Origin of the sequence: Bacillus cereus group sp. MG9 (assembly GCF_040459995.1) — a bacterium.
Taxonomy (GTDB): domain Bacteria; phylum Bacillota; class Bacilli; order Bacillales; family Bacillaceae_G; genus Bacillus_A; species Bacillus_A mycoides.
In genome coordinates, this window is sequence record NZ_JARVHC010000002.1 from 56,892 (window position 1) to 81,841 (window position 24,950).

A 24,950-nucleotide genomic window follows, 5' to 3' on the forward strand; every position below is an offset into this window, starting at 1 on the left:
TCGATAGAACTCTTTACTTAGGAATCCCCCCTCTTCTAAACGAAGTGAAAGTGGGGGTAGTTCAAGATTTCACCGCTAAATTTTTCATAAAACTTTCTATAGAATTCGCCTGAAATATACGTAAATGAGGAGATTGAACGTCGTAATGTTTGCCAGTAATTATAAGGATTGAAGGAAAGAATTTAGAAACTTTCGGTTGCCAGGATTCATTGTGCCATTCTTGGCTATGGAAGTATAACTCGTATCTGTTTATCTTATCTTGCATTATTTTTTTACTGTACACTGACTTTTGAACTTCAATAAAGAATGGTGATCTACGCCATATAGTAAAAGCATCCGGCTCCATATATTCTTTCCCATACTTTGGTTCAACTTTGAATAGTTTAGGATTTTCATAATGAACGAGTTGTTTGTATACGTCCACAATACCAAGGAAATGAGGTATTTTTTGACTTGTCTTTCTGATAGAACTTGGCTGCGGAAAATAAATGTATGGGTGCTGCGAAACATTAGCATCAACATGGCCATCTCTTCTTAATCGTTTCATAACCGTATTACAGCAAGTTACCGCATTCTTTAAGCCTTGAAAATGCAAGTCAATAATATCGTCACGGGACATGCATCTAAATCGATTCAAATCATTCAAAATTCCTTTATCTCTACTCTTCATCATCTAACACCCCAAATAACGAAATTTCTTCTTGCGTTGAATTCTGGAGTATTTTCTCCTCTTTAGGCATGCGATATGGTTCAACAATTTGTTTCGCCTTACTTAATTCCAAATAAGGTGCTTGCACTTTCTTTAATCCATTTCGTTTTAAAATCATTTGGCCTGATAGCTCTAAATGCTCTGAACCAGGAGTACCCATGATATTACTATTAATTGCACTATCACATTTAAAGCCGATTCTTACGGTCATATTGAGCTTTAACTTACCATCTAACACTTTCGCATCTGGCCGCTGCATACTAAGCATAAGAAACACCCCAAGTGATCGGCCGACTGCTGAAATCTTTTCAATCGTAGCCATACAATCTTTTTCATCTTTTAGCATGGCCACTTCATCGATAGCAAGTAGAATATATGCTTTTGGATGATCAGGATTTAATTTGTTGTACGCATCAATATGATCAACTTCATATTCTTCCATAAGTTTTCTTCGTTCTCTGATTTCTTTCCATAACTTTTGAAGCATTATTTTCATTTCAATTTCTTCCATACAAACTTCTTTCACATGCTTCACTCTACGTAAAAAATGAAATTCAGAGTTTTTTAAGTCACCAAGGTACAAATGCAACTTTTCAGGAGACATATATTGAATAAGTGTGGATAATACAACACGTACCATACTACTTTTCCCGCTTCCCGTTTCTCCTGCTATTAATAAGTGTGGTGTATTGGAATCAACCATATCGTACGTAATCGTTTTTCCGAATTGGTCGCGGCCAACCACAACAGGAAGACGGTATTCTTTTAATAATGGCTGCCATTCTTTATAACAGTAAGTGTATGGTTTTAGTCCAGCCGCTGAACGGAATGCATGTAGTACAAACTTTTTCATATCCCCTTCAATCGTAAGATTCCGTCCTAATATTTGCTGAAAACAGAACCACTTCTTTTCGATTTTCTGTGGATCTAATCCGTTTGGGATGGTAAATACATATCTCACGCTTTCTTTCGAAGAGGAAACATTATGTATCTTTGGATAAATAGGCACTTTTCCCCCACGCGTTTGATGTTCCGTATATAAACCTGCTTTTCCGAACACCTCCATAAGCTGATTCCTTAACCTTTGCGTACGAATCCACTCCTTTATCATCCCCATTACTCCCTTCCCTCCTTAAAACATGATTACGATACGAACAAATACATATCCAATCAAGCAAACTCCACCAATTCGCGTGCCGTGATAAATACCTTCGCTTACAAATTTAGCTGCTGATATATAGTCATTTCGCACCAAATACTTTTCTAACATGACTGCCCCGATTAAAACCGTTCCCATTACTCCTAATGCAATGTAAGTATGTAATACCTGATCCGACATATGAAGGAATGCGAAAGGACTTAATGAATTGTATTTACGAATTTTTTTTTCTTTATCTTTGTATGACCGATCCATAAACTTGCGAAAAGGAATTGTTTCTTTCCTAGCACGCATTTAAATGCCCCCTTTATAAACAGAATTTAGAATGTAGATATTACATAGCTTCATCTACTTAATACCTTGGTAGTTTTACCTTGGTAGAAATCTTGATAAATACTGTGGTAATCATTTGCAACTTACTTTGGTAACCTCGTATTCTTCTACCTTAATAAATACCGTGGTAGCTGCTTTGATACATCATATTGTGGACAGCTTGTACATTATGTAAAAAACTTTTGCCGTCTATGCGAATAGTTTTTTACATTTATGTCCACAATGTTGAAAATAGGTTCAGGAGGGATTTAAGTGTTTTGGAAATTCGGAGGGAAAAACCGAACGAAATTAGGTGATTTTTTAGATCGGAATGGCTTCACCCAAAATGATTTAGAAAAGACCGCGAAATTAAGTCGTCCTACAGTTTCAAAAGCGTGCAATGATAAAGAATACATACCTAGTCCAACTGTAATGAAAAAGATTTTAAAAGTTATTAGGCAAATAAAACCAAACGTTAAATCTACCGACTTTTGGGATATGTAAAAACTGGCTAACTAGAGTCAGTTTTATTTTTTTATAAAAACCCCTTCATAAGAGAACGTATATTCGTGTATAATAAGAACAAATGTTCTTATTATTAAGGAGGCGTAAAGGTGTATGACTACTCAATTTTGCCGAATCGAATTGTTTTATGTGTAGATCTTCGAAGCTTTTATGCTTCAGTTAGTTGCATCAAGATGGGATTAGACCCACTACATACCAAATTAGCTGTAGTAGGAGATGTGAACAGAAATGGCTCTATTGTTTTGGCTGCAACACCACCATTAAAGGCATTAGGTGTTAAGAAAATGGCAAGGTTGTACGAAATACCACGACGTAAAGACATTCTTATGGTAAACCCAATCATGGGCACTTATATAAAATGCTCAAATTACATAACAAAATTAGCTTTACAATACGTTCCGATTGAGGATTTCCACCAATACAGCATCGATGAATTCTTTATGGATATTACAAATAGTATCCATCTGTTTGCGAATGAGCCATATGAATTTGCGTTGAAATTCAAACGTGAAATATATGAGAAAACAAGAATTGAATGCACAATTGGGATTGGGCCTAATCCTTTAATGAGTAAGATTGCTTTAGATGTGGAGGCGAAGAAGACAAAAGACTGCATCGCATATTGGAAGTACGAAGATGTACCCATAAAATTATGGCCGATACGACCACTTAGTAAGTTTTGGGGGATTTCGAGTAAAACAGAAGTAAAGTTAAATCGAAAAGGAATACATTCAATTGGAGACTTAGCGCAATACCCGCTCAAATACTTAAAACAAAGCTTTGGGGTTATTGGCGAAGAATTACACTTACATAGCAACGGCATTGATTTTAGCCGTATTGCAGAAAAATACATACCAACAACAACTTCAATTGGTAAGAGCCAAATACTCATGCGTGATTACACAATAGAAGAATTTCCAATTATCCTTCTGGAACATATCGAAGAAGTTTGTTATCGGATGAGAAGACAAAACAAACTAGCTCAAACAATCCATTTTTCCATTGGTTACAGTAAAAATTACGCTGGTGGTTTCAGAAAAACTCACACTATGAACCGACCAACTAATTTAACAATGGATATCTATCATATTTGTACATATTTTTTACATACGTTTTATACCGGGGAACCAATTAGATCTATCAATGTTTCTTTAACCAACTTAATCAATGAAGGTGAAGAACAAATATCTCTTTTTGACAATGTAATACAACGAGAAAAAGAAATGAAATTAACGAAGGTAATGGATGAAATACGCACTAAGTTTGGTAAGAACAGCATATTTAGAGGAATTTCTTATACAAATAGTGCTACAGCAAGATACAGAAACACATTGTTAGGAGGACACAAATCATGAACAACGCTAATATGCCAAAGGGACGAGGAATGGTGAAATGGACGCCATTTGCTGCAATGACAGTACAATTTGACGGTATACGTGAGATTATTAAGGAAAAGAATAAAGTAGCACGTCCAATCTTAACTTCTGAAGAAAAAGAACTTATCGAGAACCTGTTATTATGTTCATTACTATCTGAAGAAGAGGTGTTGATTACATATTACGAAGATGGCTATTTGCTTACTAACTATATGACCGTAACTGATATTGATCCATTGAATTGTTCTATACTATGTACAGATGCTTTTTATAACAGAATTACTCTTAAATTCATGGATATTATTGATGTAAAATAAAAGAATTCCATGCTAAGTATAAATGTTAAATGTGATGATTGCGCTCCCCCCTTGAAATAAATGAATTCGAAGCTAAGGATATGAAACTATATTTTAAAGATATAATAAATGAAACTTGAGTCAAAAATATCTTATAGCAAAAGAGACTCTATAATGAAGTCTCTGTTGCTAGTATACTCATATGGAAGTATCTACTGTAGAATGAAAATAAAGTTGTTTAATTTTTGATAAAAAATATTTCACCAAACGAAAAAATAACAATAAAGTCGTTTAAAAATCTAAGTTTTATAGAAAACTAACTGTACAATAAGCAAAAGAATCCAATCCAAACGCATTTAAAATCCTTTCATCAAAGAGATAAAGCATCGCATCATTTTTATAAACATCGCAACTTTGTTCAAAGCTTCGCGTCTTTCTTACAAACATCGTGGATTTATTTCAAACCCACAGAAAGAACATTATCAGAGAGGTTTTGATATAGATGTAAAACTACTATATTTCCAAAGAACGTGTATAAACTGTGACAAACAAAAGATATAGTGTTAATAGCAATAATATTAATACACAAGTAAAATACACGATAGAAATACGCTTTCTATTCACTTTCCAATTACGTATACTGGAAATCATAAAACTTACTATCACCATGCAACAAATCCCTACCAAAAACACCAATACATACTCGTGAATAATAACACCACAAATTAAAAATACAACTGCTAATATTGCTAATAGTGAATGTACTACACGCAAAAATAACCTCTCCTTATCTCATTGGAAATGCCTCTAATATATTATTATTTAGCAAACAGATGGTTTCCAATTTGTGCAACGGTTTGACGTGTTGTAATCCATTTGTCAGTCGATGTTTGAGGATTATAGAAATACAGCCAATCAGAATTTGTTCCTTTTGAAGTGAGAGCCTCTTCTACTGCCATTCTTGCTTCCTGTGTAGCAGGCTGATTAATTCTACCGTCTGTAACAGGAGTAAATGCATAACCATTTTTAATGGGGTCATAAATTACGTCTGTAATTGTATTTGGAAAGCCATTTGCGTTAACCCGATTTAACACTACCTTTGCCACTGCAACCTTTCCTGCATGCGGTTCTCCTCCTGCTTCTGCATTCACTAATCGAGCCATTAAATCCACTTCTTGCAACGAAATGCCAGTATCAATCTTTAGGTGTTGACCGACAAAAATTTGACTTCCGTCCACATTATTCGTTTGTTTGATAGACTGTATTGAAACCTTGTATTGTTGTGATATAGAACTTAATGTATCCCCGCTTTTCACTTGGTAAATTGCTTGATATGTATTACTTGAAACTGCTGAATTATTTTTTTGAACATATTCGTTTGCAGTTGACGATACCGGAATTGTTAAACGTTCTCCAATATTAATTTGATCATTTGCTTTATAATTTGCTTGTTTAAGTGATTGAACGGACACCTCATATTGTTTACTTATTGCTTCTAGGGTATCATTCTTTTGAACCGTATAAACCGTTGAAGCCGCAGTCCCTACTGGATTTGATACTACTGTAATCATTGCAGCAGATAATGGTAACCAGGTTTTCGCCTTACATAACTTCATTCAAAAAAGCCTCCTAAAAATTATTAAGTACTCTTAATATGTTTAAGTTAAAAACAAATCAAGCTATTTATAGCGTAACAAAACATTGAATTCAAGTCATTGAATTTGTATTTCTATATAATAATTGGGTTGCTTATGATATTGAAATTGAATTATTATAGTTATGTTTCAAAAGAATCGGACAATCTAATTCTTAAACTAAATATGGTGAAAGTAGAGGCTTATTTCAATTGCCTAATAGTTTCTTTCCTAAGAACTGTTTCTATACGCTATACTGACTCCTAATTAATTGTAGAAGGAATGATAAAAATGAGTGATAGATCCTCAAGACGATGGAAAATGCAACAAAAGTTACGGGCACTGAAAACAAAAAATAGCAATGATACAAACCCTTTGTTTAATGAATGTATTGAATCCCTCGGAGACGAAACTCTCATTTTCCCTCAAAAAAAGCCAACAGATTGCAAGTACTTTAATAAATTCATTTCCTATAACTGTCTCTGGAAGAATAGATTGGGAACAAATAGACAATCAATTAATAGCTTTAAATAAAGAGCAACTAATTTCCCTTATTAAAGAAAAGAAACCAGATTTTGATGAACAGATTTTTATACTATGGGATAACTATGAAATCCCTGTAATAAGCACAAATCTTGATAAAGTCTTCCAATCACTAGTTGATATTGGTGCAGTCAGTTTTTATTTCTGGTTATTGGATAAAGAATATAAATTTATAATTGAAATAAGAAATGATTATGGTTGGGTTTCGCTAATAATCCACTCAACTTTCCTCATTCTCTTTTTCTATAAATGAGCTGTTTCCACCGACGCTATGACGCCTTTAGCAATACGAATACCTCCTTTAATTTCATGATATGGGGTATTTTCCTATCTAAGCGCTTCATTGTTATCAACCAACACTCCGACTTCTCCGTGGCAGCTACTGTCCACCATTCCAAGAACATTGCATTCCGCGTCATACCGATACGCGGATGCACCTGCAATTTATATCCTGATAGAATCTCAAAAACTTATGTTTTTGGGACACTAGCATGTTTCTTTTTTCATTTATAACTTTAACATTTCTTATACGGCATTTGGATTACGCGATATAATCTCAATCGGGAATGGGAATTCCCTCTCACTACTTGTCTATTGTCTTGTTATTCACTTTCTTCCTAGATTGAATAATTTTAAAATTCTTATCTTGAAAGAGGTCATTAAAGTTATCTAAAATTGGTTTTAATATTTTTGGGTTTAGCAAATAATAATGTTGTATAATTTGAGAATTTTAAAAACAAACATCTTTATTTTAAGATTATAATTTTTTTATTTATCCATACTGCCCCCTTCAAATTACCTTTTTCAATTAAATTTATTGCTTCACGTTCTTCTTTCAACTTTTATATATAATTGTGAGCAGAATAAAAAATATCAAAAAATAATATAGAAAAAGCACTGCTGAAATCTTCAGCAATGCTTTCCCATTAACCATATATGATAATGAACGTCTAATTTTTCTACTCATGAGTTCTGTATACTCACATATATTTATTTTAGATTTAAGATACGTTCTATTTCCTTCACACTCAACTTACTTGCTTTTGCAATAGTTTCAAGTGGTACACCAATTTCATGCATTCCTCGGATCATCTGCATCTTACCTTGCTCAATACCTTTTTCCATGCCCTCTTGTTCTGCATGTGCTAGCTTGGCTTGTTCATCTAAAAGCAATTTCTCTCGAGCTTCGTACGCTGTTCTAAAAGAAGAATCATGGCTCATATTTTCCCATTTATTTATTGCCTTTTGTAAAATTGGATCTTGATTCATCGCAATCTCCTCCAATGTTTGAGTTAAATGTTCATCTTCATGCGCTGGTAATAATAACATCCAACGAACAAATGTATTTTCCCACGGGTTTACTTTTTCTTCACGCCATTGTTTTACCAATTTCGGTATCTCTACAAAATGGATTTCAATGTCGTCACTTAGGAGTTGCTGCATTTTAGTATTCCATAATTGCCCGATGGTATGAAATGCATCATCCTGAGAAAATAAGATAAAATCTAGTAAGTTAATGGTAATAGTTTTCCGAAGTGCACGATATGGCATTCCTTCTTGCATTTGGGATGTATAAAGTTTACTCCAGTAATATAATGATCTCTTTACCATATCATGTGTATTTCGAAGCTGAATTTCAATATTCACTTGCGTTCCATTATCTAGCGTTGCTAATAGGTCTAAAATCGATAATTTATCATCTTCATAAGATTTATGGAGATGTGGATCATCTAATTGTAGCGAAGTAATAGGTGCATCTAAAGATTCCTCTAAAATTGCATTTAGGAAACCCGTTAAAATTTCCTCATTTCCTTTTGTTCCAAATAACTGTTTAAAAGCAAAATCAATGCGTAAATTCACTAATTTAGTGGACATGGATTTCCTCTCCCTGTCTATATCATATCTTATTACTATTGTACATAAAAAAAGGTAGCACATGCAAACAGGCTCTTATGTTATCAGATTGTCTAAACCTATAAAAACTTGTGATTTCGACAAAAGGGTATTTTTTATTCCACATGCACCTCTATTTCTATATCTAATTCCTCATTTTTAACAGCCTTATATACATTCTTTAAATGCTCAATTTTTTCCAAGGCGCTTTGTTTTAAATATTCTTCGGTTCCTACTATTTTTAAATTAATATCTCCCTCATAAAACACTTTATCTTTATAACATTTCCTATAATATTACACTTTAAAGAGAAACTAAAAACTCATTTCATCATTTTTCTTTTCTGAATTCCTACTTAATATAACTAGTTTTAGTTGTTCATGGATTTTCTGTGTATCTGGTGTACTTTCAGCTTGTTTACGTTTACGCTTACGTTTTACCGTCGTACCATTTTCCACTATTACATCATCTTTAGTTTCTGCGACCATTTCCAGGTGTTCAAGTACCGCAATACGTTCTAATCCTTCCATTCCCTCTGATTCTGATTCTTTTTCTTTAACTTCATCTGCATCATCAATTATTTCTAACTTTTCTGTTTTATAATGTTCTCTTTTTCTTTTTTTAGTTCAATTGCTGGTTTCTCTTGTGACCTGCTCTCTTTTTCTATGTTAACTTCAGAAGCTCCAATGACCTCTAAAGGTTTATTTTTAACATTTACTTTTTTATTTGCTTTTGCTATAGCATTTTTCACTTTCATCGCTCTTAAAGAAGAGGACATTTGATTTAGTATTCTTCCTAACCCATAGAAACGAATTGCTTCAACTATGGCACCCATTAAAATTCCAAAAAACCATGAATTCGAAAAATATCCAACTAAGCCAAACGTTATAACTCCTGGTAAATATAAGCTGGCATAGGCTATTAAGTTAGGTATAGCTTTTTCTACTGTTAATTTGAAGCTATATTTAATTATTAAATATATAGCACTTAACCCTACTATTAAACCAGCCAGACTTATTAGCAAATTTTTAAAAGTTTCACCTATCATTATAATTTCCTCCCTTAATGTTTTAATTTTAATAACTCATAGTGTTTTCACATTACAAATTAACAACTCATCGCACTCTCTTTATAGAAAATCTCTAAATAATGGGACCAGCTTAATTGTTTTTAAATATAAAAAAACCTTTCAGGCATATGAATAATTGCAAGCAGTTTTGCTCTACAAAATCATAGCCCCGAAAGGGTTATATTAGTAATTGATTATGAAAAGTAAGAAAAAAAGAAAGTCTTATCTATATAATACCTTTAGTTGTCTTAATTTTCAATATATAATAGTTAGTTCTCCTAATCGATAAAAACAATAAATCATAATAAAAGAAATGTTTTTATGATTTATAAACATATTTACTTTTTAACTACAACTACCAAGTTATTTTTTCTTCATATTATGTTTTTTTGTTATAATATTATTGGGAAATTCTAGTATAGAAAGAAGTGTATTTGATGACAGAAGTTAGTCTTGTTCTAGCTGGTGGTGATTGTAAAGGAGCCTATCACATAGGTGTATGGAAAGCATTCAATGAATAAGGTATTAGTGACAATATTTGTGCCGTTTCAGGTACATCTGTTGGAGCTTTAAATGCAGCACTTTTCTCCCAAGGTGATTACCGTATTGCAGAAACCATATGATTAAACATAGAACCCAGTCAAACTTTATCAATTGATACAAAACAATATATATCCAAAATGATAGGTAGTAACTACTTAGCAAATTCTATAATGACTTCATTAATAAAATTAGCAAAAAAAGTAGCAAAAACAGGCGTTTTTTCTCGCATTGATATGTTAGAAATTATTAATCAACATATAAATATAAATTATATCTCGAAATCTATAAAAAATAAAATTAGATATATTTCAAACAAAAGTTGAGTTGTGAATATCGATTCATCGTTAGAACAACCAAGAGCCACTTCAGCGTATTTACCTGAAGCAGCTCTTCTTATCTCAAAAATGGCAATGATGCTTGCTGAATACTGCTTTGAGTTGAGACATAAAATGATTTTGCAAATCCCTCATTGTGAATACATTCATCTATTACAAGCATTATAGGAATCTTTCGTAAGTCTAACATTAGCTCCTTTCTAACATGTTCTGCTAAAGCGAGATTAGATATAGATAATATAAAAATTCCTGGTAAACTCTTCGTGTTTTCGAAATTCAATAAATTATTTGATCCATTTTGAATTTGATCTTCCCAAATTTTCAATCTCGATTTCAAATGTTGTGCATATCGCTGACCTTGTTGTACCCTTTCAAATATGAAATTTTGATTTCCAATTGGAGTTTTAATTTCTCCGACAGCAATTGGATTATACCCAGTACCAGTACCAGTACCTTGTAACTTCGGATACCAGCACCATTTTTTTAATAATTGTTGGCCTATTGCAAACTCATATTTTATTTGATTCATAGTGACAAATCTTTGTACCCCCGCTACTCCAAGTTTTAACCACTGTTCTGGCTTCAAAGAATAGTTTGTGTTGCGATTATGGTAAGCCCACATCATTAAATGACCAGCAGTATTTAAAGTAATTGGAGCAGAGGTTTTGGGTTGATCCGGAAATAGCCCCGATTTTATCTCCCATCGACTAACAAATCCATACAGTACCAGTTTTTTCAACGATTCTGAAACCTGTGACCTACTAATTTTAGATTCCACAAAATTTTTAATTTGAGCTTCAGTAATCGCTAATGAATCCCAAATAAGCTTTAGTATTAAATTGTCTTTTTCATTTATAAAACCTGAATTAATTCTGTCATAAATACTACGTAAATCTGTGAGTGGTTTGAATTTATCTGGAAGAATTGGTCCCCCCTGCAAAGAGGGGTCATCCCAAAGTGATAAAGATTGGTCCCTATTAAGCCAATATTGAACCGCCTTTCCATTCTCTTGTACGGAAACCTGCGGCGCACTCATTAGTTATATAAAAACGCCGTTGGGTCGTTAACTTTTTTGCGTCCAAAAGGAAACTTGAAGATAACCCCCGACCCTCTCTCTTTTTCTACATCCACATTCACAATTCTCATACTAACTACTTCATCCAATACTGGCTGTTCGATTGTTTTAGGGACAATTCCTTTAATTGTGCAGCCTTGGTCCAATTCAACAAAAACTCCAAAACGCGGGTCAACATTTACTACCCTTCCTACAATTGTATCTCCTTCAGCTAATTCAGATAATAACTGATAAGGGTTTTCCACTGCTGCTTTTCTAGAAACGTGGATTAATCGTTGCTCTGGATTAAATTGTAGAACCTTAACTGGGATGCGTTCACCAATAGGTGCATAGCGATCCACAGCGTTTTTATACACTCTTCCATAGTTTAGTTCATGTAATTTCATAAAGCATTCCGCACCATTAATGCGTAAGAATATAGTTGGAACCTGAGCATTCATGTTATATCCAGTTACCTCAGCTTCGTAAGCAGGCTCTTGAAGTCTTTCATTTTGCTCCAATTCTATTAACTCACGAATTAACGCATCTGCAGATCTTCTACTAGCTTCTTTTACCGAAACTTGAACTTTATTTCCATCCAGTTCATCAGACATTTGAGTAATTACTACGTTAAAAATATTACCTGTGAATTGTGTAATACTTCTAAAAGAGTAATCAGAGAAGTCCTCTTTTTTACAAATACCTATAATCTTTCCGGTTTCAAGGGCGAATTCAGCATATTCAGTATCTGGATTGTCTTTATCGTGTCTTTTAACCGTTCTCAATACTGCCTGAATTGGCTCTTTATATCTACGTAGTGCCTGTAGCTTTTCATAAGTTTTTGAATCCATAAAAATATCGCCTCTCCCTTGTTTAATATTTATAAAATTCAAAAATAATACTCCTACTTAAATTATTGTTACTTTTAATTTAGAAACTAAGTTTTTTAGAAATGTTTTCTGAAATTTTTAATTGTTTTTTATATTAGCCCTACTCCTTACCTTATTTATAAAGATTAAGGAATGGACAACTTTTCGTATATGATTGAAAGATGGACGGTATAGACAAAATTAGCTTTAAAGAGCTAAAAAAATAGATATAGATGAAAGTGCGGAAAAAGCTTTATTTGAAGGACTAGAAGATGAACTTTTTACAACTGCTAATAGTCGATGCATCAATAAAAAAACCTTTTTTCTGTATTCTTATAGACAGAAAAAAGGTTTTATAGTGTACTTTATTTTAGTGTAATAGAATTATAAGTTGTAAAAAATTTAAAGAAGCTTTTAGAGTTGTATGAATTACAAAAAGACGCATTTAGATTGATATGTTTTTTTGCGATGCCTCTTTTGTGAATTCATATAAAGCAATTGCACCTAAAATAACAAGTATGTCTTCAGGAGCATCTATCAAAATAAATCTCCACATTTCAGGTATTACCCATTTAATATCTGCTGCTGATTCAAGGTATGTCTGAAAATAACTGATTGTAAAATCAATTACAGATAAACATATAAATAAAGTTAGACCAAATCGAATTAATTTCTTATTTTTAAACATGTAACACCTCTCAAAATTCATTAGATATTCCTACTTTTTGCTTGTTATATTCCAAAATCATTATATTTTATTTTAAAATACAAAAAAACCCAAATGAATAAAATATGCATATTTACATATTCTTTTGATGACATGTTAATTTAATGTATCAATATAAAGTATTTTCATTAATAAATATAACCTTCCTCCTATTGAAACATTCTTCACATTACTTTCACTTCTATTTCACAAATTTAACGAATTTACCGAAAGAATTCCCCTTCCTCAAGCGTGTGAAGGGCGATAGCCCAACGGTAGGTGGGAGATGAATCTCGGTTTTGCATAGCCAAAAACTTTTGATAAACTAGCTATATGAAGTTCTTTGATAACTTGATATATGAGGTTGCAGGAAGAAAATAGAGTGCGAAAACCAAGCCATTCGGTTCCTGCGTAAAATATCAACCGTACCAAAGGAGCATCCAAGCGTTGGACATTTAGGGGTGGAACACCCCGAAGTAACGCTCTGGGAGACGAAAGGTTACTTTCGTCGTGGAACTGAGAAGCTCCCACTTCAAGCTTAGCTAAGTGGCGAGTAGTTCACGAACTTCGATATGTTAAACTAAATACATCCTTTTCCAAGGAACTTTATGCCGATATATAAATCCCTAGCTTTATAGGGATTTTTCTATTTTGCTTTTCTACATCATTTTTGTAAGTTTATATATAGAGTTTTATTAATAATTATGCTAAACTTATTATATTCCAAGAAGTCCTTATCTAATCGATACTCAATTTATTTTCCTAAGCCCTAGCGTTTCTTTCGTTAGGGCTTTCCTCATTTGCAATTAGCAAAACTCTATTTAAATAAATCAAAAAATCCCCTTTGATAGGGGCATCTTTTGATTATGGGGTACTATAAATTTATGGCATACGCTCTTTTAAGTCTGCTAAAGGTATTACTTTATCAACAAGCCATAAATTCTTATTTCCATCATATATAAGATTTATTTGCATTAATGACATATTATCAGATGAAACACCATTAACTGTAATTTTACTCTTCACCTTCGCTAATATATTAGCTTTAGTAGTGTCTAAGAACGCATAGTACAACTCGCCACCTGTGTATTCAGACTGAAAGGAGACTTTTTTCTTTTCTTTTTCATCTACAGTTCCTGGAGCAGATTGTGTTGGTCCACCTGGTGGAGTTAATTCTTTCTTAGCATTAGGTGTTATATAAGCATCGATATTAGCAAGGTATGATTCACCTTTACCAGTATCATACGTACGGAATGCTTTAAGGAATCGTTCTGCAGCTTCTTTTACTTGTTGTTGATTATTACTCTTTAAAGCCGACAACTCCTTTTTTGTATCGTTGTATTGCGCCTCCACCTTTTCCACTTTTTTTGTTAATTTTATATTATCATTTTTAAGTTTTTCATTATCAAATTGATATTTCACTAAAAATCCTACGCTACATATTAATATGATTGCTATTATAATAGTGATTTTCTTCATCATTTACCTCCTTTTTGCAGTTACATGAGTTGTTAAGTGTTAATTGTAGTATTATCTAACCACTCGACCATACCCCGCAAAATGCTGTTGAAAATATGCTTTACTTAAATCAGCATATCCAATTGGATCACCAGCATGATACATTGTATTATTCCCAACATAAATTCCAACGTGTGTAATATAGTTACTTGTGGCATATGTGCTATGAAAAAAAACTAAGTCTCCTGGCTTAGGATCCGTTACACGTTGAGTTTTATCCCATTGGGTTTGTGCTGTACCAAATAAATTAATACCAACCCTTGAATACGTATATTCAACTATTCCGCTACAATCAAATGATGTATTTGGCGTTCGTCCTCCAAATACATATGGCCATCCTTGATACTTTAGTGCTTCTGCCATAATTGCTTGGAATACATCATCACCTAAAACGCTACCACCGGCAATTCCACCAGAACCTCCGGGGTTCTGACCCGGTTGATAATATTTCATAACATGCGGAACATAATCTGGATCACCATAGCACCAATTATTAGATACTGCTTCCGCACTTCGCCATGATGCACATCTATAACCATTTTTAGCTGATTGCTCTGCAGAAAATGCCCTTGCATTCTCGTGTGTATATCCACCTTTCGAAACTGCATAGTTAGCGTAGCCGGTTCCGTATAGTGATAGGTAAGGTTTTGACATCATCTCCACCTTTTCCCCCACTTCACACCGTACGTGAGACTTTCACCTCATACGGCGCTCCATCTAATTCAATTGACCAACTTTTGTATTGAAGCAAAGATAGGATGTCGACGCGCTGATATTCTCAGCTTGTCAAACATCACTTTCTTATCTTCAATAATGTCGTACTTATTTAAGATTGATTTTGCCTTATCTGAATCATCGCTATGAATTGCTAAGTGTATGTCTTCTAGTACAATTACCAGATTCTCATAATTGTCCTGTCCCCCAAATTCCAACGGAATTTTATGATGACAGTGCCAACCTACTAATCCAACTTCTTGTTTCGTAATTGCACATTTTCCATACTGTGCAATAAACTTTGCAATTCTGTTATCGTTGTATTCTACTGTTCGATGCTTCATATAAAAACGCTGTACATGTCGGAGTGTCTCCCTATCTACGGCTTTTAGCGTATCATGTATTTTCTCTCTACCTTCTTTTGTATAATTTGAGATAGACTGAGTAAAATTTCTAGCCGGTTTGTGCTTCTGCGCATGGATAGGTAGTAATACGATGTCTTTGATTTTATACAATTTAGGATTGTATCGTTTATATCTTTTCCTTAATACAGTCGACATGTCACTCTTAGTGGCTTTTTTCCAATCTCGCCTCAGTCGATTATAGAGTGTTCTTATGAGATGGCAACTCATGTGATCTAGATCGTGATTAATATGTGTGGCGGCTGAATAATAATTTTGTATTCCCATTACAGTCGTGTTAAATCGCCATACTGATTCTGGTGTTTGTTCTCTGCTTATATCTTTAACAGCCTTTTTCAGCTTGCTATACGCATGTTTTCTGGATTTTACACACATTCTGCTATGAGCCACATGTTTGTTTCCTTTCTTATTTGCCTTAACTGTAAAGCCTAAAAAGTGACTCGCTTTTTTCCTCAAATTTATAATCTTTGATTTTTCAAGGCTAATATCCAGATGTAGGCGTGTTCTAAGAAAGTCTTTTGTTGCTTCAAACATTTTTAAAGCCGTTACATAATCACGACATAATATTTTTGCATCGTCTGCATATCGAATTAAGAAACATTCCTTTAATTTGCTTTTCTTTAGCGCTCGATATTTTTCACTATTTCCCTTATATGGATGTGAGGTCTTTATCGTTTCCCATTGGTTACTTACCCACCAATCTAATTCGTTGAGTACGATATTAGATAGAAGCGGACTTAGTATTCCTCCTTGCGGAGTACCTTTTTGAGGAACACCCTCATTTACAATTTCTGCTTTCAGTAGTCTTGAAATGATAGAAAGTAATTTCTTATCTCGTATACCTATCGTCCACAATTGCTTTAGAAGTTTTCCATGATGCACATTGTCAAAGAAACCTTTAATGTCTATATCCACACAGTAGTGAAATCCGTTTCCTTTTCTATTCACTAAAGATTTCATTCTCGCTAGTGCATGATGTGTACTTCGGTTAGGGCGAAAACCGTAACTATGGTTATGAAATTTCGCTTCGCATATTGGTTCCAATATTTGCAATACACATTGCTGAAATAATCTGTCCCATATGGTTGGTATCCCTAAAGGTCTACGGTCTCCATTTGGTTTTGGTATAAATACGCGTCTTACAGATTGTGGTTCATACCAACCAAACATCGTTCTTACTTTTTCTATCACTTCATCCGTTGAAAGCATTTTAATATCATTAATTGTCATTCCATCTGTTCCAGCTGTCAGACTTCCCATATTTCTTTTTATATTTCGATATGCTAAACGTATGTTTTCATCCATCTTCATAAGCTCTATTAATTTATAAAAGTTGTTACCGTTTTGACTTTGCTGATACAAGTCATCTAGTATAGACTGCATATCATAATATTCAGCGTGTCTAAGCTTTTCAGTTTTCTTTATAAGTCGGATCTCCTTTCAGAGTTTACCTTTTTTAGTCTCACAAGAACCTTATAATTCGACTGCGTAGCTTGTTGAAACGGTTGGTCAATCTTTCATCAGACTAATGGCTATCCCTCTGCAATGTTTCCATTGCTTCACCGGTACTATGCCATCACTCTCACCACCATAAATGAAGGTTATACGTTTGCTAATCTCACAAACACCTTCCCTTCAAACACTTCCTCGAAGATAAGTTCTCCATGTTGGTGGCTTTCCACGTTCCATTATTTCTATCTATGCATAACACTTTTAGGGTTCTCCTTTAAGCCTACTGACTTGATGTCGCCTATAACGACATATGGACTTTCATAACAACTATTTTTACTCATCCACATCAGCACCACGCTCGTGGCACACACATTTCTATGTGTCATCGTTCTAGACCCGTACATTCGAAGATTCGTCAGATTCTGCCTACCCGTTGGTTTTGTTGAATCCATTCTACCCATGAGTGCTTTTTAGACTCCCGGCCTATAGGCTACACCATCCACCGCTGGACAGTTTTCGTAGTATCGAGATACTTTAACGGTAGCTCTCAGCCGACTTCACCGAGCTTCACACAACTACAGGCTTATCTTTTGTATGCTGCATGTCGGAGTATCAGAGGAAGCCCTTCAAGGCGTTACCCTATCATTTGACTTCTCGAAATAATAGTTCTGCTGAATATTGAATCAGCGCCTAACCTTTTCAGTTAGGAACGTGTCGCACAGTTATAACATTGTAATGTAATATTTTGATCACCATTGGATTTTTTATGACAATCAGCAAAATGCATTAAACCATATTTTATACTTTCCTCTGGATCAGTAAAATACCCTGGAGGATACCCTTGTGATTCCGAGCTTTGCATAACATCCAATTGTGTTCCAGAACTTTCTTGTTGGATAAGAGCAAGAATTAAATGAGTCATTGCTTCAATACCATGCTGCGCTGCATATTTCCTTACCAATGGCTCCCATCTCATTACTTCAGGACTGACACTTGCAGTACCTGGTGCAAAAGGACCACCAATTCCTCCAGGACTGACTTCATCTTCACTCATCGTGGACGTTAGTAAAAATATCACTACTCCTAAACCTAAAACAGCAGCCATAATAACACCGGCCGCTATTAATAATGGCTTTGCAATAGCAACTGTAGCTGCCTTTTGAGCTACTTTAATTGCTACTTTCTTACCTACTTGTGCAACTGCTTTACCCGCTATTTTTGATCCTTTACCAGCCGCCTTCCCTAAAGAATGGCCTGCCTTTTTCAAGGCAGGCTTAGCATTCCCTAGTTCAGCTTCAGGATGATGTTCATGTTCAAAGTCGCGATTTGGTTCCGCACTCAATGTATAAACCCTCCCTCACGAGCTGAATTATTTTGGTTTTATGATTTCTTTTGCTTTTACATTTTTTAAAGCTTCTTGTTGTGTTTGTGCTTTTGCGTTAATTTTCTTAATATCTGCTCCTTCTTTTACATGTTGTTGATTATTCACTTTAGGAACATTTTTATTTTGCTGTTGATTAACTGGTTTTACCTCTACTTGTTTTTGTGGTGTACTCACATGGGAAGTAGTGACTGGTTTGCTCTCCATCGGGTTTGCTTGTAATGGCGTTGCCCCCGATTGTGGTGCTGTAATTGGCTTACTCTCAGTCGGATTCGATTGTAATGGTGTTGTTCCTGATTGTGGTGTTGTAATTGGCTTACTCTCAGTCGGATTCGATTGTAATGGTGTTGTTCCTGATTGTGGTGTTGTGATTGGCTTACTCTCAGCCTGATTTGATTGTAATGGCATTGTTCCTGACTGTGGTGTTGTGATTGGCTTACTCTCAGCCTGATTTGATTGTAATGGTGTTGTCCCTGACTGTGGTGTTGTGATCGGTTTGCTCTCAGTCGAGTTCGATTGTAATGGTGTTGTTCCTGACTGTGGTGTTGTAATCGGTTTGCTCTCAGTCGAGTTCGATTGTAATGGTGTTGTTCCTGACTGTGGTGTTGTAATCGGTTTGCTCTCAACCGAGTTCGATTGTAATGGTGTTGTGATTGGTTTACCATCCATTGATTTTGTTTGACCCGTTGGTGTTTTAATTGCTGCTACTGGTTTTGCTTCCGCCTTCACATCTTCTTGCTTATTCTCAAGACCATCATTATTTTGATTTGCAACTGGTCTAATTTGAGCTTTTACATCTTCTTTATTACTTAGTTCCTCATTTGATTGTGCTACTGGTTTAACATCTGCCTTTACATCCTCTTCTTTATCTTTTAACTCTGCTTGTTGTATTTCCGGATTATCATCTTGATGTTTCCCTCGTACTGCTAATTCCGGATTTTCTTTAGTAGCTGCTACTTCTTCCTTAACCCTTTCTTGCTCCTGATTTCCTTTTCTATCACGAACACCTAAGTTTTCTTCATTTTTCATTTGATTAATATTCTTTTCTTTTTCTGCTTGCATTTGCTCTTTTTCCTTACGTTTACCTTCTGCTACCTTTTCTTTTCTATCTGCATAGTTTTCTTTCAACTGTTTAAACTTACTATAGCCTGATTTGCCCATTTTCCCAGCCATCGCAGCACCTGCAGCACCTGCGGCACCAGCTACTGCCACACTTCTTCCAACAGTCCTAGATCCTCGTCTAACATCCCGATATTTGTCTCTAATATTACTCATAGCATCTGATGCGCGTGCTGCTCCTGCACTTGCTGGTACTGTAGTAATTGCATCAAAAATTGTTTTACGGTATAACCAAACTCCTAAGAACGAAAGTATTTGTAATGCTGCTACTACTAGATAACCATATTTATCAGTTGCACTATATAAGATTGAAGAAACCCAAAACATTAAAGTTAATAGAAAACCAATCGCAACTTTCATAAGTAATGTTCTAAACAGTTCAGCCAAGAATTTCTTCGCTGTCCCAGTCCACGCTGGTACTAAAGCCATCAATAACATTACTGGTGACATTAAAGCCACAATGATGAACATCAATTGATAGAATAGCATCGCCATACTACATAAGCATAAAACCACCCATAATGGTCCATTAATTACAAAAAGTAATAGTACTAATGCACCACGTTCAAAGGTAGCGTCTAATTCCAGAATTTTATTATTTTTATCTTTCACTTCATATTCTAGAAGCTTTTGTCTCTCATCAGTATTAGTAGTTGTTAGCATTTTTTTAATTCTTTCATCACCAATTTTCTTCATATCTGTTGTACCAAATTGTAATAATGTATAAGGTTGTTTAATTAATAGAGTATGTGTTAAATCGGTAATGGAATCTACACCACTTGAATAACCTTCTTTAGTTCCCGCAATACTTTGAGTAGCATCAAGAACTGTCTTATTTGTTTGTTCGGAAAAATTGTTTAGACCTTTAATGATATAGCTTGAGTTTGCAAAGAAACCCAATGTAAAAACTAAAATACCTAAAGCTTTCAATAAGCCGCCTAACATTTCTGATTGACGTCGCTCTACAAATCCAACCCATATAACCCAGCAAGCTAAGAAAGCTAACATAAGGCCTATTAGTTCACTATAAATACCAGTACCCCAAGAACCATTAAATCCTGCCGCTTTTGAAATAACATCTCCTAATTTATCCCCAACATCGGCCACTATATTAAGACTCATAGATTGCCCAACCATACTTGTTACAAAAGTACTAACTGCAAGATTAAGAGTCCATCCAATACTAATGAGGCTAAACAATACAGCGACCATTTGTTCTTTTACTTTATCTCCCCATTTCCAAAATTTAAGCGATTCACCAAATCCACCTTCTGGTGTGTAAATATCAATCCCATAACTACTTGGAGGGTGTTCTTCGAATTTTAATTTTTCTTTGTTTTTAGGGATAATATCATCTAAAAGAGATGGTCTGGGTTCTTCTTCTGCATAAACTGGTGCAGCTTTAAAAAGTAAATTAAATGCTAAAAGCAATGTACAAATTAATAACAATAGGGTAATAAACTTTTTCATTTCATGTTACTCCCCCTTTTTATGGGAAAACCTACTAATCGTTTGAACTAAACTCACTTGTTGGTTTAGTATCTGCCACTTCATCAATTTCATTTCGATAAGGAGCAGCATAACTACGTACTTTAAAACCTTCACCTGTTCGAACTACCCTTATCCACTTCACTTCTTTATCGATGTTTTTAGGGGGTTTTTTCGAGCTAAAGTTATACATAATTGTATCCTTATCCACCACATACTCTTTTACTTTATAATCTTTGTAAGATAAATTATTTTTAGGTCCTTGATTTCGGTCCAATATAGTATCTTTATTCCCATCCACTACAAGCTTGAGTATAGTTTTATGATCACGCTGTAAATCAGCTTTTACAAAATCAAGCATAACTTCCCTTGGAGTGTGCCCTTGTTTATCCTTTTCTTCTCCTACAGTTTTTTCACTATTACCACATGCTGCACTCAGGATAAGAGTACCTACACATAGACTTGTTAGCATAATTTTTTTAAATTTAGTTTTTAACATATTAGCTCACTCCTACATTTATTTTTTCTCCCCCTCCTTCGACAAAGGTTGCATTAACTTCCTGCTTTTCATCATCATTTGACTTTCTATAATTCTTTCTTGCATTTGGTCTTGTATCGAATGCATCGTATAGATCCTTGAACACTACATCCATTGTGACAACGCCTGTTCTTCCCTGAATATCCTGGAATAAACATTGTCCTGTTTCTAAGTTTGTAATAATCGCATGATTTTCTTCATTATCAGGTAATCCAAAGAAATCTAAAATTGAAGAAATTTCTTTACTGTCTGTATTACGGAATGAGAACTTCATACCGATATTATTCTTAAATGTCTCATCTCCAAGGTCACTTGCACTTTGAGTAGCAAAGTATACTGCAGAGTTTAAGGCACGACCTTCACGAACTAGCTTACGAGCCAATTCTCGCCCTTGAGAAGTCCCCATAATTGCCCATGCTTCATCCAATAAAACAATTTTGAATTTAGTAGGGTCCTTTTGAAAGAATTTTCTTGCAAAAGAAGATAGAGACATCAGCATACTAACCGATAAATTTTCTTGTAAGGTATAATCTTTCGGATCTTTTTGAATATCTGGCATGTCAAGATGCTGAATTTGTATGATATTTACTGCTGTATCAAGTTCGATATCTCTATTTGTTCCATCACCAAAGATTAAGTGTGCAAATGATAAATTTTCAAATGCTTGAATATGAGCGGCTAATTGTTGATCCACTTTATCCTCACTATCTTCAAGGTATTGAGATACAGCAGTTAAGCATGGCTCTTCCATTCCTGCAACAAATTCTACAGCTGAAGCCAAGCGTGGGAACTTTTCCGAGTTATCAGGTTTAATACCTGTAATGAACGTAAGAATTGTCATAGCTAACTCAATTGCATCTTTTCGACTATGTTTATGAATGATAAATGGGTCTAGTTTCCCTTCATCTCGTCTATCAGTCCCTAGTGTGATAACGTTTACTTTACCTTCTAAACCGTGTAAATCTTCTGTCCAGTTTCCCCTCTCACCTTTTGGATCGACTATCAGTGTTTGAGCTCCTCCTAGTACTGCAAGATAAACAATTAGGTTCGTTCCAAATGATTTACCCGATCCAGTACTTCCTGTTACTGCAACTGAAAGTGCGCTTGTTTTTTGATTTGCAACAGTATTTGTTGCTGCAAGAGAAGGTGTCATATAAACTGCTTTGTTTAAAATACCAGTTGTTCCAATATAGAATCCGATATTATCTCCTAAATCTTGTGTTGCTCCAAACATACCGGCCGCAAGTACTCCAGGTTCCATAAAGTGTATATAATCATTTACATACCTTCTTGCCCCAGGGATATGTTCATTAAACAGGAGGAACTGATCTCCATATGGTCTTACTAGTTCAATCATCATCTCTCTATAAATAGAAATGAGTGAATTTGTATTCCGACGCATTGTATCTAAATCTTCGGCACATATACAGAAAGATACTGATGTTTTTACTAACGGCATACGTGTCTTTTGTATGAGGGCTTGTAGCTCAGTAGCTTCCTGAACACCTTCATACACGTTTAATCCAACAGTTTGTGCATTTTCCCTTGCATGCATTTCTTGATCTTCTAAATCCTTTTTCTTCTTATTTAGTTTAGATAGTGCTTTACGATGATTTATGTTTTCTGTACGGACACTTAATTCAATAGGGAAATCTATGTTTTGAATCATATACATCCACTCTTGGTCTGGAAACTCCATCGTATATGGGATTTTAGATGTAGATAAAAAGCTCATATATGCTGGATATTCTAACCCGTCGGTACCAATCTGGGACATTTCAATATGTCTTCCTTTAACATCAAATTCTGCTTCGGATAATCGTAATAAGCTTTCTTGATTTGGTATTATTGCAGAGTCGTCATTTTGTACGGGAGGTGTCCATCCAGCAGTTACTGGCGCCTCTAATGTGCGATAGAAGTTTCTTAATATAATCCATTGCGTCTCATTAGTTTCTAGAGCCCTTACAGCCAAATGTTTTCTTATCTTATTTTTAAAGGCGCTAGCTTCTCTTTTAAACATCTCCAAATCAGTTTTTAGTATCTTGGTATCACCAAGTAATCCAAACTGTTCTGCAGTGTTTTTAAAGGTATGAAATGCTGTGTACAACATTTCTTTAAACCCTTCTTGTATGTGTCTTACCTTTAATTTCACGCCAATAAAGTATCGGTACTCTACTGCATTTTTACCGAATTTTCGTTCTAGTTCATGTACAACATCATCTGTATGATCAATTGCAAGTTCTTTTAATTCACCGCTTACTGTTTCTTTGAATTCATCTGCTTTTTCTTGGAAGTTCTGATAAACAGGAATCATTAAGAGGTGCTTTTCTTCATCAAAATTCCAAAACAAGCCAAGTTGACGCATGAATAAGGTATTTTTATCATCATCTCCTCGGAACTCGTATGGTATTCCGTATGCCTCATAATACGCCCAGCAAGAACCATCTTGGTTAAAAATCAAATTTTCGTGAAAGTATTTGACTGGAAATTCAACCTGATTCATTTTACCCTCCTTAGAGAAGAATATGAGACTAGAATAATTCTTCCGTATAGATTAATTACTTATTATTGATTGAATCATCCTTGAATCGTATTAAGGTTTTATATTGATAGTTTCCCATATTACCAGTTGTATCTTTATAGCGGCTAATCTTCTTATTTTCGAACATAAACACGAAAAATCGAAATAAAAATTTATGTGGGCTTTTTCCATCCAATTCTACATTGCCAAAGAAGTATGCTATTCCACCTGGTAGTATTAAATATTTTAAAAACACATTATTTCCTAAAGGTAAAAACTGATCTAGAATTAAAATTAAAAGTAAAGATCCAACAAAGAAGCCCAACTGTCTATAAGGAACTGGGAAAGGGAGGGTTAAGTCCCTTATCCCGTATAAACTCTTAGGAATATCCCATATCGAGTTGTATGTCCTAACTTCTTTACGAGTCGGCTTTTGAGTCATTTCTACCAACCCCTTTAATATTTTCAGAGATTTTTAATTTATCACTTGAATACTAAATTATATAATTTTGTACCAAGATCTTTGAAAACGTCTGGTGAGAATACAAAAACTGATAATAGTGCACAAACAATTATCCAACCAAGTAAACCAGCCATTTGTCGTTTAACTGCAAAGATAATTACTCCAATAAGTGCTACAACTAAAAAGATAGGACCTAATTGAGCTACTAACCAGTTTTTAATATTTACTCCAAAATTAATATTTCCTATTACAGCTGCGTCTGTAATAGCAGGTAATTGGTGAGCTAACATATCTAATCCCAAAAGCTCCAT

20 protein-coding genes and 4 pseudogenes are annotated in these 24,950 nt (G+C 34.5%); 4 read left to right on the plus strand and 20 right to left on the minus strand.

Features of this window, described 5'->3' with window-relative positions; all coding sequences use genetic code 11:
• Positions 1-61 precede the first annotated feature (61 nt).
• The 3 genes from QCI77_RS28095 to QCI77_RS28105 are packed head-to-tail and all read right to left on the minus strand — an operon-like array spanning position 62 to position 2,162.
• Entirely contained in the window at positions 62-637 is a 576-nt protein-coding gene (locus QCI77_RS28095) for a replication-relaxation family protein (protein WP_353826039.1), read from the minus strand.
• A gap of 22 nt (positions 638-659) precedes the next feature.
• Positions 660-1,826, minus strand: coding sequence for an FtsK/SpoIIIE domain-containing protein (locus QCI77_RS28100; protein ID WP_353825837.1), 1,167 nt, complete (start codon positions 1,824-1,826; stop codon positions 660-662).
• 15 nt (positions 1,827-1,841) lie between these two features.
• Positions 1,842-2,162, minus strand: coding sequence for a hypothetical protein (locus QCI77_RS28105; RefSeq protein WP_353825838.1), 321 nt, complete (start codon positions 2,160-2,162; stop codon positions 1,842-1,844).
• A 291-nt stretch (positions 2,163-2,453) separates the two neighbouring features.
• On the opposite strand from QCI77_RS28105, the gene QCI77_RS28110 reads away from it, so the two are divergent.
• The 3 genes from QCI77_RS28110 to QCI77_RS28120 all read left to right on the plus strand — a co-directional run bounded on the left by QCI77_RS28110 (position 2,454) and on the right by QCI77_RS28120 (position 4,398).
• Positions 2,454-2,684, plus strand: a complete 231-nt coding sequence (locus tag QCI77_RS28110; protein ID WP_002150963.1) for a helix-turn-helix domain-containing protein — start codon at positions 2,454-2,456, stop codon at positions 2,682-2,684.
• Positions 2,685-2,794: 110 nt separating this feature from the next.
• Positions 2,795-4,060, plus strand: a complete 1,266-nt coding sequence (locus QCI77_RS28115) for a Y-family DNA polymerase (protein WP_353825839.1) — start codon at positions 2,795-2,797, stop codon at positions 4,058-4,060.
• Positions 4,057-4,398: a YolD-like family protein gene (locus QCI77_RS28120; protein ID WP_353825840.1), complete on the plus strand. Its 342-nt coding sequence runs from the start codon at positions 4,057-4,059 to the stop codon at positions 4,396-4,398. The genes QCI77_RS28115 and QCI77_RS28120 overlap by 4 nt, the downstream gene beginning before the upstream one ends.
• A gap of 492 nt (positions 4,399-4,890) precedes the next feature.
• Here QCI77_RS28120 and QCI77_RS28125 read toward each other — a convergent pair whose 3' ends face one another.
• Together QCI77_RS28125 and QCI77_RS28130 are read right to left on the minus strand one after the other, a co-directional pair.
• On the minus strand, positions 4,891-5,151 hold the full coding sequence (locus QCI77_RS28125) for a hypothetical protein (protein ID WP_353825841.1): 261 nt from the start codon (positions 5,149-5,151) through the stop codon (positions 4,891-4,893).
• A 44-nt stretch (positions 5,152-5,195) separates the two neighbouring features.
• Positions 5,196-5,993 carry a cell wall hydrolase gene (locus QCI77_RS28130; protein ID WP_353825842.1) on the minus strand — a complete coding sequence of 266 codons (798 nt, stop codon included), beginning with the start codon at positions 5,991-5,993 and terminating at the stop codon, positions 5,196-5,198.
• A gap of 309 nt (positions 5,994-6,302) precedes the next feature.
• Between QCI77_RS28130 and QCI77_RS28135 the strand changes: the two are divergent.
• A pseudogene (locus QCI77_RS28135) lies at positions 6,303-6,807 on the plus strand (CDI toxin immunity protein).
• Between the two features lie 737 nt (positions 6,808-7,544).
• Here QCI77_RS28135 and QCI77_RS28140 read toward each other — a convergent pair.
• The 15 genes and pseudogenes from QCI77_RS28140 to QCI77_RS28210 all read right to left on the minus strand — a co-directional run bounded on the left by QCI77_RS28140 (position 7,545) and on the right by QCI77_RS28210 (position 24,950).
• Entirely contained in the window at positions 7,545-8,429 is an 885-nt protein-coding gene (locus QCI77_RS28140) for an Rpn family recombination-promoting nuclease/putative transposase (RefSeq protein WP_353825843.1), read from the minus strand.
• A gap of 134 nt (positions 8,430-8,563) precedes the next feature.
• On the minus strand, positions 8,564-8,716 hold the full coding sequence (locus tag QCI77_RS28145; protein ID WP_353825844.1) for a hypothetical protein: 153 nt from the start codon (positions 8,714-8,716) through the stop codon (positions 8,564-8,566).
• A gap of 45 nt (positions 8,717-8,761) precedes the next feature.
• Positions 8,762-9,495: pseudogene (locus tag QCI77_RS28150) on the minus strand (hypothetical protein).
• Positions 9,496-10,452: 957 nt separating this feature from the next.
• Positions 10,453-11,430 (minus strand): hypothetical protein, encoded by a 978-nt coding sequence (locus tag QCI77_RS28155; protein WP_353825845.1) that lies wholly within the window; start codon positions 11,428-11,430, stop codon positions 10,453-10,455.
• The gene (locus QCI77_RS28160) at positions 11,430-12,299 is read right to left on the minus strand and encodes an RNA-binding protein (protein ID WP_353826040.1); all 870 of its coding nucleotides are present in this window, start codon (positions 12,297-12,299) and stop codon (positions 11,430-11,432) included. Before QCI77_RS28160 ends, QCI77_RS28155 begins: the two co-directional genes overlap by 1 nt.
• A 463-nt stretch (positions 12,300-12,762) precedes the next feature.
• On the minus strand, positions 12,763-13,026 hold the full coding sequence (locus QCI77_RS28165) for a DUF3937 family protein (RefSeq protein WP_353825846.1): 264 nt from the start codon (positions 13,024-13,026) through the stop codon (positions 12,763-12,765).
• 879 nt (positions 13,027-13,905) lie between these two features.
• A complete protein-coding gene (locus QCI77_RS28170) occupies positions 13,906-14,502 on the minus strand; it encodes a hypothetical protein (RefSeq protein WP_353825847.1) in 597 nt (198 codons plus the stop codon).
• Between the two features lie 51 nt (positions 14,503-14,553).
• A pseudogene (locus QCI77_RS28175) lies at positions 14,554-15,171 on the minus strand (C40 family peptidase); the annotation flags it as partial.
• A 92-nt stretch (positions 15,172-15,263) separates the two neighbouring features.
• Positions 15,264-17,060 (minus strand): group II intron reverse transcriptase/maturase, encoded by a 1,797-nt coding sequence (gene ltrA, locus QCI77_RS28180; RefSeq protein WP_353825848.1) that lies wholly within the window; start codon positions 17,058-17,060, stop codon positions 15,264-15,266.
• 781 nt (positions 17,061-17,841) lie between these two features.
• Positions 17,842-18,471 (minus strand): annotated as a pseudogene (locus QCI77_RS28185) (lysozyme family protein); the annotation flags it as partial.
• A 27-nt stretch (positions 18,472-18,498) separates the two neighbouring features.
• Entirely contained in the window at positions 18,499-21,099 is a 2,601-nt protein-coding gene (locus QCI77_RS28190) for a CD3337/EF1877 family mobilome membrane protein (protein WP_353825849.1), read from the minus strand.
• A gap of 34 nt (positions 21,100-21,133) precedes the next feature.
• Complete coding sequence (locus QCI77_RS28195; RefSeq protein WP_353825850.1) at positions 21,134-21,616, minus strand: hypothetical protein; 483 nt, start codon at positions 21,614-21,616, stop codon at positions 21,134-21,136.
• 1 nt (position 21,617) lies between these two features.
• The gene (locus QCI77_RS28200) at positions 21,618-24,158 is read right to left on the minus strand and encodes an ATP-binding protein (protein WP_353825851.1); all 2,541 of its coding nucleotides are present in this window, start codon (positions 24,156-24,158) and stop codon (positions 21,618-21,620) included.
• A 55-nt stretch (positions 24,159-24,213) separates the two neighbouring features.
• A complete protein-coding gene (locus QCI77_RS28205) occupies positions 24,214-24,618 on the minus strand; it encodes a TcpE family conjugal transfer membrane protein (RefSeq protein ID WP_353825852.1) in 405 nt (134 codons plus the stop codon).
• 41 nt (positions 24,619-24,659) lie between these two features.
• Positions 24,660-24,950 carry a hypothetical protein gene (locus QCI77_RS28210; RefSeq protein ID WP_000421388.1) on the minus strand — a complete coding sequence of 97 codons (291 nt, stop codon included), beginning with the start codon at positions 24,948-24,950 and terminating at the stop codon, positions 24,660-24,662.

Bases quoted from the DNA above. Each gene is read 5' to 3' on its own strand.
- QCI77_RS28130 (WP_353825842.1), bottom strand. From the start codon at position 5,993: ATGAAGTTATGTAAGGCGAAAACCTGGTTACCATTATCTGCTGCAATG.
- QCI77_RS28155 (WP_353825845.1), bottom strand. From the start codon at position 11,430: ATGAGTGCGCCGCAGGTTTCCGTACAAGAGAATGGAAAGGCGGTTCAA.
- QCI77_RS28190 (WP_353825849.1), bottom strand. From the start codon at position 21,099: ATGAAAAAGTTTATTACCCTATTGTTATTAATTTGTACATTGCTTTTA.
- QCI77_RS28205 (WP_353825852.1), bottom strand. From the start codon at position 24,618: ATGACTCAAAAGCCGACTCGTAAAGAAGTTAGGACATACAACTCGATA.
- ltrA (WP_353825848.1), bottom strand. From the start codon at position 17,060: ATGCAGTCTATACTAGATGACTTGTATCAGCAAAGTCAAAACGGTAAC.
- QCI77_RS28160 (WP_353826040.1), bottom strand. From the start codon at position 12,299: ATGGATTCAAAAACTTATGAAAAGCTACAGGCACTACGTAGATATAAA.
- QCI77_RS28120 (WP_353825840.1), top strand. From the start codon at position 4,057: ATGAACAACGCTAATATGCCAAAGGGACGAGGAATGGTGAAATGGACG.
- QCI77_RS28210 (WP_000421388.1), bottom strand. From the start codon at position 24,950: ATGGAGCTTTTGGGATTAGATATGTTAGCTCACCAATTACCTGCTATT.
- QCI77_RS28105 (WP_353825838.1), bottom strand. From the start codon at position 2,162: ATGCGTGCTAGGAAAGAAACAATTCCTTTTCGCAAGTTTATGGATCGG.
- QCI77_RS28200 (WP_353825851.1), bottom strand. From the start codon at position 24,158: ATGAATCAGGTTGAATTTCCAGTCAAATACTTTCACGAAAATTTGATT.
- QCI77_RS28100 (WP_353825837.1), bottom strand. From the start codon at position 1,826: ATGGGGATGATAAAGGAGTGGATTCGTACGCAAAGGTTAAGGAATCAG.
- QCI77_RS28140 (WP_353825843.1), bottom strand. From the start codon at position 8,429: ATGTCCACTAAATTAGTGAATTTACGCATTGATTTTGCTTTTAAACAG.
- QCI77_RS28195 (WP_353825850.1), bottom strand. From the start codon at position 21,616: ATGTTAAAAACTAAATTTAAAAAAATTATGCTAACAAGTCTATGTGTA.
- QCI77_RS28170 (WP_353825847.1), bottom strand. From the start codon at position 14,502: ATGAAGAAAATCACTATTATAATAGCAATCATATTAATATGTAGCGTA.
- QCI77_RS28165 (WP_353825846.1), bottom strand. From the start codon at position 13,026: ATGAATTTTGAGAGGTGTTACATGTTTAAAAATAAGAAATTAATTCGA.